Source organism: Prochlorococcus sp. MIT 1306 (genome assembly GCF_047304515.1).
Classification (GTDB): Bacteria; Cyanobacteriota; Cyanobacteriia; order PCC-6307; family Cyanobiaceae; genus Prochlorococcus; species Prochlorococcus marinus_D.
This window is the reverse complement of sequence record NZ_CP138959.1, coordinates 521,676-537,190: the sequence shown is the minus strand read 5'-3', so window position 1 is coordinate 537,190 and position 15,515 is coordinate 521,676. Positions and strand designations below refer to the sequence as shown.

General features: G+C 55.3%; 12 protein-coding genes. 6 read left to right on the top strand and 6 right to left on the bottom strand.

Features of this window, described 5'->3' with window-relative positions; all coding sequences use genetic code 11:
- Positions 1-295 precede the first annotated feature (295 nt).
- Positions 296-1,387, bottom strand: a complete 1,092-nt coding sequence (ychF, locus tag SIB74_RS02800; protein ID WP_041375077.1) for a redox-regulated ATPase YchF — start codon at positions 1,385-1,387, stop codon at positions 296-298.
- A 154-nt stretch (positions 1,388-1,541) separates the two neighbouring features.
- Here ychF and SIB74_RS02795 point away from each other — a divergent pair, with 154 nt between their 5' ends.
- The 4 genes from SIB74_RS02795 to cysS all read left to right on the top strand — a co-directional run bounded on the left by SIB74_RS02795 (position 1,542) and on the right by cysS (position 8,314).
- Positions 1,542-2,720 carry an efflux RND transporter periplasmic adaptor subunit gene (locus tag SIB74_RS02795; RefSeq protein ID WP_197463295.1) on the top strand — a complete coding sequence of 393 codons (1,179 nt, stop codon included), beginning with the start codon at positions 1,542-1,544 and terminating at the stop codon, positions 2,718-2,720.
- A 24-nt stretch (positions 2,721-2,744) separates the two neighbouring features.
- On the top strand, positions 2,745-5,705 hold the full coding sequence (gene polA / locus SIB74_RS02790) for a DNA polymerase I (protein WP_063396096.1): 2,961 nt from the start codon (positions 2,745-2,747) through the stop codon (positions 5,703-5,705).
- Between the two features lie 379 nt (positions 5,706-6,084).
- On the top strand, positions 6,085-6,744 hold the full coding sequence (locus SIB74_RS02785; protein ID WP_063396097.1) for a Coq4 family protein: 660 nt from the start codon (positions 6,085-6,087) through the stop codon (positions 6,742-6,744).
- 70 nt (positions 6,745-6,814) lie between these two features.
- Positions 6,815-8,314, top strand: a complete 1,500-nt coding sequence (cysS, locus tag SIB74_RS02780; RefSeq protein WP_197463304.1) for a cysteine--tRNA ligase — start codon at positions 6,815-6,817, stop codon at positions 8,312-8,314.
- 157 nt (positions 8,315-8,471) lie between these two features.
- Here cysS and SIB74_RS02775 read toward each other — a convergent pair whose 3' ends face one another.
- Positions 8,472-9,806 (bottom strand): sodium-dependent transporter, encoded by a 1,335-nt coding sequence (locus SIB74_RS02775; RefSeq protein ID WP_063396099.1) that lies wholly within the window; start codon positions 9,804-9,806, stop codon positions 8,472-8,474.
- A gap of 78 nt (positions 9,807-9,884) precedes the next feature.
- On the opposite strand from SIB74_RS02775, the gene SIB74_RS02770 reads away from it, so the two are divergent.
- Positions 9,885-11,138 (top strand): 1-deoxy-D-xylulose-5-phosphate reductoisomerase, encoded by a 1,254-nt coding sequence (locus SIB74_RS02770; protein WP_063396100.1) that lies wholly within the window; start codon positions 9,885-9,887, stop codon positions 11,136-11,138.
- Positions 11,135-11,482 (top strand): (2Fe-2S) ferredoxin domain-containing protein, encoded by a 348-nt coding sequence (locus SIB74_RS02765; protein WP_063396101.1) that lies wholly within the window; start codon positions 11,135-11,137, stop codon positions 11,480-11,482. Before SIB74_RS02770 ends, SIB74_RS02765 begins: the two co-directional genes overlap by 4 nt.
- A gap of 19 nt (positions 11,483-11,501) precedes the next feature.
- Here the strand turns inward: SIB74_RS02765 and SIB74_RS02760 are convergent, their stop codons facing one another.
- From SIB74_RS02760 to SIB74_RS02745, 4 genes are read right to left on the bottom strand one after another with little or no spacing between them, the layout of a single operon-like run.
- Entirely contained in the window at positions 11,502-12,614 is a 1,113-nt protein-coding gene (locus tag SIB74_RS02760) for a YheT family hydrolase (RefSeq protein WP_063396384.1), read from the bottom strand.
- Positions 12,595-14,034: an NAD(P)(+) transhydrogenase (Re/Si-specific) subunit beta gene (locus SIB74_RS02755; protein WP_063396102.1), complete on the bottom strand. Its 1,440-nt coding sequence runs from the start codon at positions 14,032-14,034 to the stop codon at positions 12,595-12,597. Before SIB74_RS02755 ends, SIB74_RS02760 begins: the two co-directional genes overlap by 20 nt.
- Positions 14,034-14,339 carry an NAD(P) transhydrogenase subunit alpha gene (locus tag SIB74_RS02750; protein WP_011825521.1) on the bottom strand — a complete coding sequence of 102 codons (306 nt, stop codon included), beginning with the start codon at positions 14,337-14,339 and terminating at the stop codon, positions 14,034-14,036. Before SIB74_RS02750 ends, SIB74_RS02755 begins: the two co-directional genes overlap by 1 nt.
- Positions 14,339-15,481, bottom strand: coding sequence for a Re/Si-specific NAD(P)(+) transhydrogenase subunit alpha (locus SIB74_RS02745; protein WP_197463306.1), 1,143 nt, complete (start codon positions 15,479-15,481; stop codon positions 14,339-14,341). Before SIB74_RS02745 ends, SIB74_RS02750 begins: the two co-directional genes overlap by 1 nt.
- Between the last annotated feature and the right edge of the window lie 34 nt (positions 15,482-15,515).

Here is a 15,515-nt window from a genome sequence, read left to right as displayed (position 1 = left end):
AGCTATTCAATAGACACTGGCATTTGGCTGATGGCGACAAGCTCATCGCATTCAACAAACTGGCAAGAAGCCTTCATTGGTGCTCTTACCACCTGTTCAAGTCTTTTAAATTACCGCTTGCCAGGTAGATCATCTATGCGAGTTCAGCTTAGTGAATTCAGAGCTCAAGGTGAGCTGAATAGAAATTAGATTGAATTGATCAATCAACATACCAAGAGTTTTGCTTACCTTCAGGCCTATGGTTTGGTTTGCTTTTTTCTGGTCAGATAGAAAGTATGCCCCAGAAGATTAAAAGCTAGACGTTAAAGAGAAACTCCATAACATCACCCTCCGCTACGACGTAGTCCTTACCCTCACTACGCAGCCAGCCCTTGTTGCGTGCTTCAGCAAAGGAACCGGCCTCAAGCAACTTCTGGTAAGCAATGGTTTGAGCACGTATGAAACCACGCTCGAAGTCAGTATGGATCACACCAGCTGTCTGCGGAGCCGTCATGCCGGCCTTAAACGTCCAAGCACGGGTTTCCTTCTCCCCTGTAGTGAAGTAGGTACGAAGACCTAGAAGCCGATAGGTCGCCTTGATCAAACTCTTCAGCCCCCCCTCACTCACTCCGAGGCCTTCAAGGTAATCAATACGCTCTGCTTCGCCGAGTTCAATTAACTCAGCCTCCACCTGGGCTGAAATACGCACGCATTCAGCATCCTCACGCGTCGCCAAGCTGGTCACCTCCTCACAGTAGGCATTGCCGCCGGCAAGATCGTCTTCGCTCACATTGGTGGCATAAATGATTGGCTTAGCCGTTAGCAGGCCAAGCGGTTTAATCATCTTTGCTTCTTCATCACTGAGCTCTACAGCACGAGCAGCACCACCTTGCTCAAGCACAGATTGAATCCGCTCAAGCGCAGCATCTTCGAGCTGGGCGTCATTGCTTGTGCGCGTCTGTTTTTTCAAGCGCAAGCGCCGTTTCTCGATCTGACTGAGATCTGCAAAGCCGAGTTCAAGGTTGATGACTTCAGCATCCCTAGAAGGGTCCACTGATCCAGAGACATGGATCACATCCTCGTCTTCAAAGCAACGCACCACATGCACGATGGCGTCAACCTCGCGAATATTGGCAAGAAATTTGTTGCCCAACCCCTCTCCCTCACTAGCCCCCTTGACCAAACCAGCGATATCAACAAACTCCATGCGCGTTGGAATCAGCTCCTTGCTCTTGCTTAGATCGCAAAGCAGCTGCAAGCGCTCATCAGGTACCGCAACGCTGCCCACATTCGGTTCAATGGTGCAGAAGGGAAAGTTGGCAGCTTGAGCCTGCGCGTTGGCCACAAGTGCATTGAAAAGCGTGGACTTACCCACATTTGGTAGTCCAACAATTCCGGCTTTAAGCATGAGGGCAAATCTAGCCGTGGCCAGGCCAGAAACCATTACAAAAGCGATATGGCACCGCAAAACAACGCCAAAGATACTTGACAGTTACGTCAGCGTGCCTCGCTGCAGTCAGGCACGCTGACCAGCGAGACTGCTGGACATTGTTGGTGGGTTGATGGCCAGTACAAAGGCCCCGCCCATATCGGCACATCAGGAGCAGGGATTGGTCCATCTCACACAACTCAAAGGTGCTAAACGCCGCCGCAAACTCTGGATAGGCCTCAGTGCAGCTGTCGTGCTGATCACTGCAGGCAGCGTGGTGTGGAGGTTCAGCCCCCAGCAGCGCTTGGGTCGCGATCTCAGCGACTACACCGTAGAAACCGAGAGGGGCTCCCTTCCCGGGATCGTGAGCGCCAATGGCGAATTGCAGGCGAAGCGGAGCGTGAATGTCAGTCCCAAAAAAGCAGGTTTGCTGGAAGAGCTCTATGTCGATCAAGGCGACGAGGTCAAAAAGGGAGAGGTGCTGGCTCGCATGGATAGTGGCGACTACAACGACCGCTTAGATGAAGCGAAGGCCCTTGAAAGAAAAGAGCAAGCTGAATACCAAACGAGAAAAGCAGACCATGAGCGGCGCGACAACCTCTACCAACAAGGAGCCATCTCAGCCGACGACGCGAGCAAATATCGCCGCCTCTACCTGACCAGCCGCGCCAACCTTGCCGCAGCCCAAGAGCGTGTTCAACAACGCATTACTGAAGGGAGCGAACTTCTGATCAGAGCACCCTTCAGTGGTGTGATTACAGCCCGTTATGCGGAGCCAGGAGCCTTTGTGACCCCAACAACAGCAGCCTCTGCAACTGCCGGCGCCAGCAGCTCCTCCCTTGTTGAGCTCTCAGAAGGAATGGAGGTCAACGCCAAAGTGCCCGAAAGCGACATCGGCCGCATCCGCATCGGCCAAAATGCCAGCGTGCGTGTTGACGCCTTCCCAGAACAACGTTTTATGGCCCGCGTCAGCGAAATCGCTCCCAGGGCAGCAAAAACTGAGAATGTCATCTCTTTCGCAGTCAAGCTCAACCTGATCAAGCGTTCCCCCCAACTGCTGATAGGCATGTCCACAGACGTGGATTTTGAAACGGGCAAGACTGCACCCAGCACGTTGGTTCCCACCGTGGCGATTGTCACTGAAAAGGGCAAACCTGGGGTGCTTCTGGTGGGCAAAAAAAATCAACCAAGCTTTCAAGCGGTGGAACTAGGCACCAGTAGTGGCAGCAAAACAGCCATCCTGAGCGGGCTCAATCCCGGCACGCGCATCTTTATCGATCTGCCCCCTTGGGCCAAACCAAAACGCGACTGATCCAAACCCACATCAATTCGCCCCATGCCTGAGGCTGCTAACAAGCCACTGTTGCTACTGGTGGATGGCCACTCGCTGGCCTTCCGCAGCTTTTATGCCTTCAGCAAAGGAGGCGAAGGGGGATTGGCCACAAAAGACGGTACCCCCACCAGCGTTACCTATGGCTTCCTAAAAGCCCTACTGGACAACTGCAAAAGTCTTAGCCCTCAAGGCATTGTGATCGCCTTTGATACAGCTGAGCCAACCTTCCGCCATCAAGCAGATGTCAACTACAAGGCCAATCGTGATGTTGCACCAGACATCTTTTTCCAGGACCTGAAACAACTGCAAGAGATCCTTGAAAACAATCTGCAACTGCCCCTTTGCCTTGCCCCTGGCTATGAAGCCGACGATGTGCTCGGCACCCTCGCCAACCAAGCAAGCAGAGATGGTTGGGGGGTCCGCATCCTCTCCGGCGACCGTGACCTCTTTCAGCTGGTCGACGATCAGCGCGACATTGCCGTGCTCTATATGGGAGGTGGACCCTACGCCAAAAGTAGTGGTCCCAGCCTGATCAATGAGGCTGGAGTGCTCAGCAAACTTGGCGTCATCCCCAACAAGGTGGTTGAGCTCAAGGCCCTCACTGGCGACAGCTCCGACAACATCCCTGGGGTCAAAGGTGTGGGTCCTAAAACAGCCATCACTCTTCTTAAGGAGAATGGCGATCTCGATGGCATCTACAACGCGCTGGCTGAAGTGGAAGCAGAAGGCGAGAAAGCCAGCCGCGGTGCCATTAAAGGAGCACTCAAAAGCAAGCTCAGCAACGATCGTGACAACGCCTATCTATCTCTCCATCTTGCAGAGATCCTGGTCGATATCCCCCTACCGAAAGAGCCACGTCTAGAGCTAAGCAGCGTTGACAACGATGGACTCACTGACCGCCTGAGCGCCCTTGAACTCAACAGCCTGGTGCGCCAAGTGCCAAGTTTCGTGGCCACCTTCTCCAGCGGGGGATTTAAAGCCAATCGCCACGAACTTGAACCATCCAAATCGGCGACAAGCCCAGCAGTTCCTGAATCTTCAACAGAACCAGAGAGTTCAAACGACAACGAACAACCGGCGCTACAACCTCAACTGATTACCAATCCAGAAGAGCTGCAAGAGCTTGTCAAACGGCTGATGGGCTACCGAGATCGCCTCAAGCCAGTGGCACTCGACACTGAAACAACCGCTCTCAATCCCTTTTGCGCCGAACTGGTGGGCTTAGGCGTCTGTTGGGGGGAGGGGCTGCAAGAACTCGCCTACATCCCGATCGGACACCATCCACCTGCCGAACTGCTGGAGGCAGAGGCTTCCTGCCAAATCCCTCTAGAGGCTGTGCTCAAAGCGATAGCCCCTTGGTTGGCGAGTAACGACCACCCCAAAGCACTGCAAAACGCCAAATACGACAGGCTCATCCTGTTGCGTCATGGACTCGCTCTCGAGGGGGTCGTGATCGACACGTTGCTGGCCGACTACCTCCGTGATGCCGCCGCCAAGCATGGCCTGGATGTAATGGCAGAGCGTGAATTCAAGATCACACCAACCGGCTTCAGCGAGCTGGTTGGCAAGGGCCAAACCTTTGCTGATGTCGCGATCCCAACAGCCAGCCTCTACTGCGGCATGGACGTGCATCTCACCCGGCGACTTGCCCTACGCCTCAGAGCACAACTTGAGAGCATGGGAGACAAGCTGCTTCCTCTACTGGAGCAAGTTGAGCAACCCCTAGAACCGGTTTTGGCGCTGATGGAAGCCACCGGTATCCGCATCGACCTGCCTTATCTCAAGGAGCTCTCGGTTGAACTTGGCAACACCCTGGAGAAACTTGAGCAACAGGCCCAAGAGGCCGCAGGGGTGAACTTCAATCTGGCCTCCCCCAAGCAATTGGGAGAACTGCTGTTCGAAACACTTGGGCTCAATCGCAAAAAATCCAGACGCACCAAAACTGGCTGGAGCACCGATGCCAACGTGCTGGAAAAACTCGAAGCTGATCATGCAGTGGTGCCGTTGGTGCTTGAGCACAGGATCCTGAGCAAATTACGCAGCACCTACGTGGATGCCTTGCCGCAGCTGGTGGAATCAGAGACGGGCAGGGTGCACACCGATTTCAACCAAGCCGTTACCGCAACAGGCCGGCTGAGCAGTAGCAACCCCAACCTGCAAAACATCCCAATCCGCACCGAATTCAGCCGGCGTATACGCAAAGCCTTCCTGCCTCAGCAGGGCTGGCAGCTGCTCAGTGCTGACTACTCCCAGATTGAATTGCGCATCCTCACCCACCTCTCTGGAGAGGAGGTTTTGCAAGAAGCCTTCCGCAATGGCGATGACGTGCACGCTCTCACCGCAAGGCTGCTGCTGGACAAACCTGAAGTCAGCTCTGATGAACGTCGACTCGGCAAAACAATCAACTTCGGCGTTATTTATGGCATGGGCGCCCAACGCTTTGCACGCTCAACCGGCGTCAGCCAAGCAGAGGCCAAAGACTTCCTTAGCCGTTACAAACAGCGCTACGCGAAGGTGTTTACCTTCCTGGAACTACAAGAGCGGCTTGCACTCAGCAAAGGCTATGTAGAAACCCTGTTAGGGCGCCGGCGGCCCTTCCATTTCGATCGCAACGGCTTAGGCCGATTGCTGGGCAAAGATCCAATGGACATTGATCTCGACGTAGCCCGGCGGGGTGGCATGGAGGCCCAACAACTCAGGGCGGCAGCCAATGCACCAATCCAGGGTTCCAGTGCCGACATCATCAAAGTGGCGATGGTGCAGTTACAAGAAAAACTGACGGCAGCAGATCTACCGGCACGCCTGCTGCTGCAAGTGCACGACGAACTGGTTTTGGAAGTCGACCCCAGCTCACTTGAAGATGTTCAGCAATTGGTGGTGAGCACGATGGAAAAGGCTGTTGAGCTGAGTGTGCCACTCGTGGTAGAAACAGGCATTGGCGATAACTGGATGGAGGCGAAATAACAACCTCAACAAACAAAAGAATTAGACGGCAGTTGACCTCCATCAACAAGGCCAAACAAGCTCTTGCTTCAATAGATTGAGAGCATGCGTTTAAGCAATAAAAAAGACTCGCCAAGCGAACCCTCTCAAGAGATCTAAATCTGTGGATCTAAATTGATGGTTCATCCAAACAATAAAATCGCAAGCCTGAGAGAGAAAGTCTTGGTTACAAGCCAAGAAGAGGGGCTATCAATAGTTTTAGAGTTGATTGAGTCTTCTTAGATTGAACGAAGAATAGATTTGTTGAAACCAACTCTTCCATTGCCCTCATCCGATATATCTGGAGAGAACCAGTCACATTCTCTGAGTACATAAAACCCTCCACAAGGCAATCCTGCTGATGAATCTCAACCTACGCAAACGACTGCAAAACCTAAAACTTGTAGCCGGTCTGGCCAACTTTTTGAAACATCCTGACCTGGACAGCGTGTTCGCAGTTGCAGACAGTCTTAAAGACAGCCCACTGGCCGAGAAGATGGAAAGCCACCTGATGGCGAATGCACGCTTTCAGGAGATGGTGAAGGAGGATTGGCGGCCAAAACCGATAGACCTCAACGATCTGCAGAAGCTTCCGCAAGGAAGCCTTGGCCGCACCTACGCCGATCAACTACTCAGCCAAGAGATCGATCCTTTGGCGCTGATCGATCCAACACCTGTGACCTCCCCCAAGGAGTTCATCGTGCATCGCCTCAAGGAAACACACGACATCGTTCACGTGCTAACAGGCTTCGGCATCGATGGGGTAAGCGAGATTGGCCTGCAAGGGTTCAACCTTGCTCAGAACCGCTCCCCGCTCGCGGTGATGCTGATTTTTGGCGGCATGCTCAACGCACTGCAAGACGATAAGCCACTTGGACCGCTACTTCAGGCTCTAAGCCAAGGCTTCCAGATGGGACTAGATGCTGACTTAGTTGTCGCTCACAAACTTGAAGAAGGCTGGGAGCGGCCACTTGTGCAATGGCGCGAAGAACTAAGGCTTCAGCACACAAACGCGAGCTAAGCATCAGCCTGAGCCGAACGCAGATTCAGAACGCGTGGCCCTAGCCTCAAAGCAAGCTCCAGCCCTGCCAGTGTCACTGCGGCTCACAAACACCCTCACCCGCCGCACGGAACCCTTCACTCCGCTCAAGGACGGGCACGTCAGCATCTACTGCTGCGGCGTCACGGTCTACGACCTCTGCCATCTCGGCCATGCCCGCAGCTACATCGTCTGGGATGTGCTGCGTCGCTATTTGCTTTGGCGTGGCTACTCAGTCACCTTCGTGCAGAACTTCACTGATATCGACGACAAAATCCTCAAGCGTGCCGCTGAGAGGAAATGCTCCATGGAGCACATCAGCGAGCAAAACATCGAGGCTTTCCATCAAGACATGGATGCCCTAGGCATCCTGCGGCCCGATCGCATGCCCCGCGCCACACAATGCCTAGACGGGATACGCGCTTTGATCGGAGAATTAGAAACTAGTGGGGCTGCCTACTCTGTCGATGGCGATGTCTACTTCGCCGTGATGAAACATCACGGCTACGGCAAGCTCAGTGGTCGTGATCTCAATGAGCAGCAGCAAAACGCCGATGGTCGTGTGGCCGATGCCGAAGAGGCGCGCAAACAACACTCCTTTGATTTCGCCCTATGGAAGGGAGCTAAAACCGGAGAGCCAAGCTTTCCCTCACCCTGGGGAGCTGGCCGCCCAGGCTGGCATATCGAGTGTTCCGCCATGGTGCGCGAGGAATTGGGCGAAACAATCGACATCCACCTGGGGGGAGCGGACCTGATCTTCCCTCATCACGAAAACGAGATTGCTCAATCGGAGGCAGCTACGGGCAAGCAGCTTGCTCGCTATTGGCTACACAACGGCATGGTGAATGTCGGCGGTCAGAAAATGAGCAAGTCACTCGGTAACTTCACCACGATCAGAGCCCTGCTAGAGAGCGGCGTCTCCCCAATGACACTACGCCTGTTCATTCTGCAGGCCCATTACCGCAAACCGCTCGACTTCACAGCCGATGCCATCAACGCTGCAGCCACCGGATGGAAAGGTCTTAATGCAGCCCTTGGCCTCGGGAACATCTATGCCGAGACCCTGAACTGGCCTGAATGCAAACCCCTACCACAAGAAGTCATTCAACCCGCCCATTCCTCCACTCTGGAGCAATGCAGCGAAATACGTCAACACTTCATCGATGCACTGGACGATGACCTCAACAGCTCAGGGGCCATCGCAGTGCTATTCGATCTTGCCCGCCCCCTGCGTGCCCTAGCGAACCGCTTGGAGCGTGGTGACACAAAGGCAATTCAAGAAACAGCGCAGCTGAACTTGCTCCCACGTTGGCAACTGCTAGTGGAGCTAGCCAATGTGCTCGGGCTTGAGGCAGAAAAAGCCGCGCAACAAGCCCCCGATGACAACAACAGGGTTGATGAAAACCATATTCAACTCGCCATTGCCGCACGCCAAGAGGCCAAAGCTGCTCGTGATTTCGCCACAGCCGATCGCATCCGCGACGAGCTGCGCGCCCAAGGCATCGAACTGATCGATAAGCCAGGTGGCCTCACAGACTGGATCAGCAGCTAATCATCTACCGCGGAACGTTCTGGTTTTCAACCATCAGCGGTTCGATGCGCGACTTCGGCTTCGCCAGCTCTAGGGATACAAACGCTTCAGCTAAATCGACAATGCCCACCTCTGCTTTAGAGAACTGGGTCCATGAGCCCCAACCGTGAACGCTTGATTAGGTCCCTGTCCATGTCTGCAGCAGATCGACGACGCTAACGATCAAACCAAAGGCCACAACAGGTGGTGACACCCACCGCAGAAAAAACAACATCAAACGGATCAGTCGCCTGGATGTACCTGATTCCTGAAGATCGTCGCGAAACCGTTTCGGCACCACCCAACCCAGCAGCAGGGCCAGCAGAAATCCACCAAGGATCAAAAGCACACCACCAAACACCGAATCCATCACCTCCAGCACCGGGATCGACACCGCAGCCGGCAAACCCACCACAAAAATCAGCAACGCCATCAGCCAGGCCGCCCGTCGACGAGAGCAACCCAAACGATCCATCAGCGATGCCACAGGAACTTCCAGCAAGGACACCGATGAAGTGATAGCCGCCAGATAGGCCAGAGAAAAGAAGAGCACCGCCACCAAGCGACCAGTTTCTCCAAGGGAGGCAAGTCCTGTGGGGATCGCCAGAAACAGAGCGCCCACGGTGGAGGCGCTGATCGTGTCCTGCAGACCGAAGCTGACCACCACAGGAAACGTGATCATGCCCGCAAGCAAGCCCACCGCCGTATCCAGGCCAACCACGGCAATCGCTTCTTGAGGCAATCGATTGCTGCGATCGAGATAGGCCGCATAGGCCAAGATGCAGCCAATGCCAGCGCCAATGGAGAAGAAGGCCTGGGTAAAAGCGTTACGGATGGTGGTGGGGTTCACCAGCTGAGCCGGATCCCAACTGAGCAGAAACGTCTGGTATCCGCCGACAGCTCCAGGCAATGTGGTCGCCCAGATCGCTAGTCCAATCAGGAGCAAAAACAGCAAGGGCAAAGCCCAACGAGACAAACGCTCAATGCCTCCCTGCACGCCGGCAGCAACAACGGCAGCTGTAAGCACGAGGCTGATTCCCTGACCCAGAACAGCACTATTGCCGCGACTCACCGAGGCAAAAAACGATTCTGCCGCCGCCATATCCGCTGGCAGACCAACGAATAGGGCATGAAACAGGGTGTGGGCAGTCCAGCCCATCAGCACGGCATAAAAGGCCAGGATTCCACAGGATGCGACCACAAACAGCCAGCCCATTGGACGCCAAGTAGATCCTGCCGCCTGTACAGGGGCCATCAAAGGGCTTTGGCCCGTGCTACGCCCCAGCACCATCTCCGCCACCAACACCGGCAGGCAGACCACCAACACAATTACGACATAGAGGAGCAGAAACGCCGCCCCACCCCCCTGAGAGGATCGATAGGCGAAGCCCCAGAGATTGCCCAGCCCCACTGCACTGCCTGCCGCGGCAAGCACAAAGCCCACACCCGATCGCCAATGTTCCCGAACTGCCATGTCTGGAGCTCCTTGTTAAGACAAGCTTGCCAGTGTCTGGCCATCTAGTGGGAGACTGGCTTCAACTGCCGGAACAGTGTGAAAGCCATCAGCGTGCTGGGCTCCACAGGTTCGATCGGTACTCAAACCCTCGAGATTGCCGAAGAATTCCCTGAGCGCTTCCGGGTGGTGGCACTCACTGCCGGCACGAACATCTCTCTTGTCGTGGAGCAGGTCAAGCGACACCATCCCGAGGTTGTAGCGCTTGCCGACGCGTCGCTGCTGCCACAACTGAAGCAGCAGCTCAACGCACTGCCTAGCGATCAACAACCACCTCACTTACCTCAGTTGTTAGCGGGCCCAGAAGGGCTCAATGTGGCTGCCTCATGGGATAGCGCTGATCTCGTGGTCAGCGGCATCGTCGGCTGTGCTGGGCTACTGCCAACACTGGCAGCAATCAAAGCCGGCAAGGATCTTGCCCTCGCCAACAAAGAAACCCTGATCGCTGCTGCACCTGTCGTGCTGCCGGAATTAAAACGCAGCGGCAGTCGGCTGCTTCCAGCAGATTCCGAACACTCGGCCATTTTCCAGTGTCTGCAAGGAACACCCTGGGCTGAGAACGCCCGCCTCTCCACGGGAGTTCCTACCCCTGGGCTGCGCCACATCCAGCTCACAGCATCTGGGGGTGCCTTCCGCGACTGGTCAGCAAAAGATCTCGAGAAAGCCACCATTGCCGATGCAACCAGCCACCCCAACTGGAGCATGGGACGCAAAATCACCGTGGATTCAGCCACCTTGATGAATAAAGGGCTAGAGGTCATCGAAGCCCATTACCTCTTTGGCATCGACTACGACCAAATCGAGATCGTGATCCACCCTCAAAGCATCATCCACTCGATGATCGAGCTGGCTGATTCCTCCGTGCTGGCGCAGCTCGGCTGGCCAGACATGAAACTACCTATCCTCTACTGCCTGAGCTGGCCGGAACGGCTCGAAACTCCTTGGCGGCGACTGAATCTCGCCGAAGTAGGCGAACTCACCTTCCGCGCCCCTGACACCAAAAAATACCCCTGCATGGAACTTGCCTACGCCGCAGGACGTGCCGGCGGAACCATGCCAGCCGTCCTCAATGCTGCCAATGAAGAAGCAGTGGCTCAGTTCCTTGAGGAGCGCATCCATTTTCTTGACATCCCGGAAGTGATCGAGGCTGCCTGTGAACGCCACAAGCCCGACCTGCAGACACAACCCCAGCTTGATGACGTGCTTGCCGTCGATGCATGGGCACGCAAGGCCGTACAAGAGCAGGTGAAACGGGGCACCCGTCGCCTACCACTGCCAGCCTTGACAGCATGAATTTCAAGGTGAGTCATCACCTACTTCTTTGCGCCACCGCCACCAAGGCGGCCTGTTGCAGTGCAGATGTCGGCAACGCCAGCTGGGCCAATCTCAAAAAACAAATCAAACATCATGACCTCGAAAACATCGATCGTCCAGAAGGTGTGGTTCTGCGTAGCAAGGTTGACTGTCTTCGCATCTGCAACGACGGACCAATCCTGCTGATCTGGCCAGACGGGATCTGGTATGGCGGAGTGACACCAGAACGAATCGAATCAATCGTGAAAGAGCATGTGCTTGGCGGCCAACCAATCGAAGCCTGGATCATCCGCCGGACCCCTCAGCACCAGAGACATCCCTGAGTTTTTACTGGGTTTTTAGTCAAGCTCCAAACTTTGACAGCCAACGGGCCACCACCTGATCCCCCCAGCAGCCTCCGATGGCATGGAAACCATTGTGGCCGCCGTGAGCTGTCAACAACACTTGGATTCGCTGCTCACTGGATGGAGACATGTTCGCTACCAACTGTTGAGCGGCTTCTGCTGGCACCCAGGGATCATCTAGCGCTTGCAGGAGCAGTGTTGGCGGCAGGCGGCTGGGGTTCTCAAGCAAGGCGATCAACGGTGAGGCGCCAGCGTAGTAAGCATCAACATCGCCATAACCCCAGCGCGGTGCTGTGATGGCAGCATCAAACTCTCGGATCGTTGCTGGCGGGCTCTGACCCTTCTCCCCATTGAGCACTTCCCTTTCCTGCACAGTCACTCCGAAGGGATCCGCCAAAGTTTGACGAATCAATCGCTGCAGCAACCAACGCTGATAAACCCTATTGCGGGGTCGCTCGATTGAGGCACTGCAAGCCGCTAAATCAAGGGGACTACTGGTACAAACCAATCCATCCAAAACCGCTTGGCCAGGCGCGCGCGCGTGGCTTGGCTCAAGACAGGCATTGAGAAGCATCGTGCCCCCAAGGGAAATACCGGCCCCAAGCAGAGGGACTGCCCCTCTCGAAGCAACACCCTCACTCCCAAGCTGATCACAGAGCTGCCGGGCCCGTAACAACACCGGGCCAAGATCGCTGTTGCAGTCAGCGGCATAGGTCCCTGCTGAGAGATGCCGGCCAGGGTCTGCACCACGCAAATTCAAGCGCAGCACGGCAAAACCAGCCGTCTGAAGAGCGCAGGCCATGCGTCGTAGACCTTCACGTCGACTAGAGCCCCCCAATCCATGCAGCAGCAAAACCAAGCCACGCGCATGGAGGGTCGCTTGAGGGCGATCAAACAAAGCCAACAACTGACCAGAACCAGCCATACCGCTCGGCAAGGCAGGTACTGCAATTTCAATCGCTTCGCCTCGATCACTCGGCAAGCGCACCGGTCTCAGGGTGTCCCTAAGGGTCTGCAAATCACCGCCAAGCCAAGGCAATCTCTGTCTAAAAGAAGGCATCCCGAGCTGCTTCAGCAGCTCGGGATGGGGTTCACCCCTTCTTGCCAACACCAAGCTCCTTTAGTTCAACCAAAAGATCACCCAACACCTTCTTGGCATCACCAAACACCATGGAAGTATTGGCAAGTTCAAACAGATCATTCTTAATCCCTGAGTAGCCCGCACTCATGCCCCGCTTCACCACGAACACCGTGCGAGCCTCCTGCACATCCAACACAGGCATGCCATAAAGAGGTGAAGTTGTATCGGTCTTGGCCTGAGGATTCACAACATCGTTCGCCCCTAGCACCAGCACCACGTCAGTGGCTGGGAACTCAGGATTAATCACATCCATCTCCTTGAGCTGCTCATAAGGAACATCAGCCTCAGCCAAGAGAACGTTCATATGGCCTGGCATCCGTCCAGCAACCGGATGGATGGCATAGGTGACCTCAATTCCAGCTGCCTCCAAAGCACGGGTGACTTCCCTAAGCGTGTGCTGGGCCTGTGCTACAGCCAGGCCGTAACCGGGAACGATGACAACCCGCTCTGCCGCCTCAAGGGTGAGCGCACACTCCTCAGCGCTGCAACTGGTGATGTTTTTATATTCGCCACCGCCGCCAGAAGCAGCGCTTGCACCTAACGCTCCACCAAACAACACTGATACCAAGGAGCGATTCATGCCGTTGCACATCACCTGAGTAAGGATCAGACCAGCAGCTCCAACCATGGCGCCAGCCACAATCAGCAACTGACTACCGACAACGAAACCTGCCGCCGCCGCCGCAACACCTGAATAACTGTTCAAAAGTGAGATCACCACTGGCATGTCGGCGCCGCCAATCGGTAGCGTTACGCCGATTCCCAACAAACCAGACCCGATCACCAGCAACCACAGCGCACTGACGTTGTCGCCATGGCGGCCAAGTTCGATGGCAGCCACTAAAGACATCACAGCAAGTGCAATGTTCACTGCATGCCGAACCCTGCTCTGCATCCAAGGGGGTGTTGACAGCCAGCCCTGCAGCTTTGCCATCGCCACGATGGATCCTGAGAAGGTGATCGAGCCAACAAAAACAGACACCACAATCGAGATGTCTTCAACCACTCCGCTGCCTGCTTCTCCAGCACCAGCGGCTGACGGGAAGATTGCAACACCGAGAGCCACCAACAACGACGACATGCCTCCGCAGCCGTTAAACAGAGCAACGGTCTCCGGCATGGAGGTCATCGGCACACGCTGCGCTGTGATCGCACCGAGACATCCACCGACCACCGTGCCAAAAATGATCCAAATCCAGGCTTCAGCAGCGATGCCGGTGGTGCCTAGATAGTTCACGATCAAGCCCACCACGGCAAGTGCCATGGCAACAGCGGCAAGGCGATTGGCCTCACGAGCAGAGCGCACCTTCGAAAGGCCCTTGATCCCAAGGGCAAGGAGTAAAACCGCGACTAGATCAATCGCGAACTTGAGGATCTCAGCAATATTCATCAGTGGTTGTCCCTGCGGCGAGATGACTTGCGGCTGAACATGGCCAGCATCCGATCGGTAACGAGAAATCCGCCAATCACGTTGAACAAGGCGAAACCAAGAGCAACAGCACCCATCGCCAGCAGAGGGATGTTGTTACCGGCCTTGATGATCAGGGTGAGAGCGGCCAACATCGTGATGCCCGAGATCGCATTGGCACCACTCATCAAAGGCGTATGCAAAGTGGGAGGCACCTTGCCGATCAATTCAAGGCCAAGCAAGCTGCCAAGCAGCAGCACCCAAAGGGCCTCACTCAAGAACGACATCAGTTGGACCCTCCCGTGTTGAACACATCGTCATGGCGAATCACACCGTTGTGACTGATCAGGCATCCGGCAATTAACTCATCCTCAATGTTCAGAGTGAGCTGACCGTCCTTTAAAACGGGCTCCAACAGAGCGGCCAAATTGCGAGAGTAAAGAGCACTGGCGTGATTGGGAACACTGCAAGGGAGATCGGAGGCACCGATCAACTTCACGCCATTGCGATCGACTGTTTCACCAGGACGAGTATTCGCACAATTTCCACCCTGTTCAACGGCAAGATCGACCACCACAGCACCTGGGCGCATGCGATCGAGCATGAGATCACTGATTAATCGTGGAGCTTTTCGACCAGGCACCTGAGCAGTACAGATCACCACATCGGCTTCCGCTAACTGATTGGAGAGCTGCTCACGCTGAGCCGTCAAAAAAGCCTCAGAAGCCTGCTTGGCGTAACCACCAGACTCATCTGGCCTCTGATCAATTTCAGGAGGTTCGATAAAGCGTGCCCCAAGTGACTCCACCTGCTCCTTCACGGCAGAGCGGACATCACTGACATAGACCACAGCACCCAGACGCTTTGCTGTAGCAACTGCCTGCAATCCAGCCACACCAGCACCTAATACCACGACCCGCGCTGGCTGCACCGTGCCAGCTGCCGTCATCAACATCGGAAAGTAACGATCAAGGGCAGCAGCAGCCAACAGCACCGCCTTGTAGCCAGCAATATTGGCCTGAGAGGAAAGGGCATCCGCAGACTGTGCCCGGCTAATTCTCGGCAGCAGCTCTAGGGCCATCGCTGAGAGCTTTGCTGTCTTCAGCGACGCTGCTAAAGAACTGTTGGCATAAGGCGCCAACAAACCAACAACAAGGGCCCCAGATCGCATCCTTGCCAAAGCACTAGCAGAAGGAGATTGAACGCATAGGACGACATCGGCCTCGCTCCAGGCCTGTGAATCTCCCGGAGCAACCAGCTCCGCACCAATGGTGTTGAAATCACCATCAACAAAACCTGCGGCAAGGCCGGCGCCACGCTCAATGGCAACCTTGCTTCCCAGAGAAAGAAACTTCTTCACCGTGTCCGGCGAGGCCGCAACACGGGTTTCTCCCATCGCCGATTCCACCGGAATTAAGAGTCTGGGCAAAAGACAGGACTGGTTGAACCAGGCGAGATTACGG

Coding starts and splice junctions, on each gene's coding strand:
- SIB74_RS02755 (WP_063396102.1), bottom strand. CDS start 14,034: ATGAATATTGCTGAGATCCTCAAGTTCGCGATTGATCTAGTCGCGGTT.
- SIB74_RS02750 (WP_011825521.1), bottom strand. CDS start 14,339: ATGTCGTTCTTGAGTGAGGCCCTTTGGGTGCTGCTGCTTGGCAGCTTG.
- SIB74_RS02765 (WP_063396101.1), top strand. CDS start 11,135: ATGAATTTCAAGGTGAGTCATCACCTACTTCTTTGCGCCACCGCCACC.
- SIB74_RS02775 (WP_063396099.1), bottom strand. CDS start 9,806: ATGGCAGTTCGGGAACATTGGCGATCGGGTGTGGGCTTTGTGCTTGCC.
- polA (WP_063396096.1), top strand. CDS start 2,745: ATGCCTGAGGCTGCTAACAAGCCACTGTTGCTACTGGTGGATGGCCAC.
- SIB74_RS02795 (WP_197463295.1), top strand. CDS start 1,542: ATGGCCAGTACAAAGGCCCCGCCCATATCGGCACATCAGGAGCAGGGA.
- SIB74_RS02785 (WP_063396097.1), top strand. CDS start 6,085: ATGAATCTCAACCTACGCAAACGACTGCAAAACCTAAAACTTGTAGCC.
- ychF (WP_041375077.1), bottom strand. CDS start 1,387: ATGCTTAAAGCCGGAATTGTTGGACTACCAAATGTGGGTAAGTCCACG.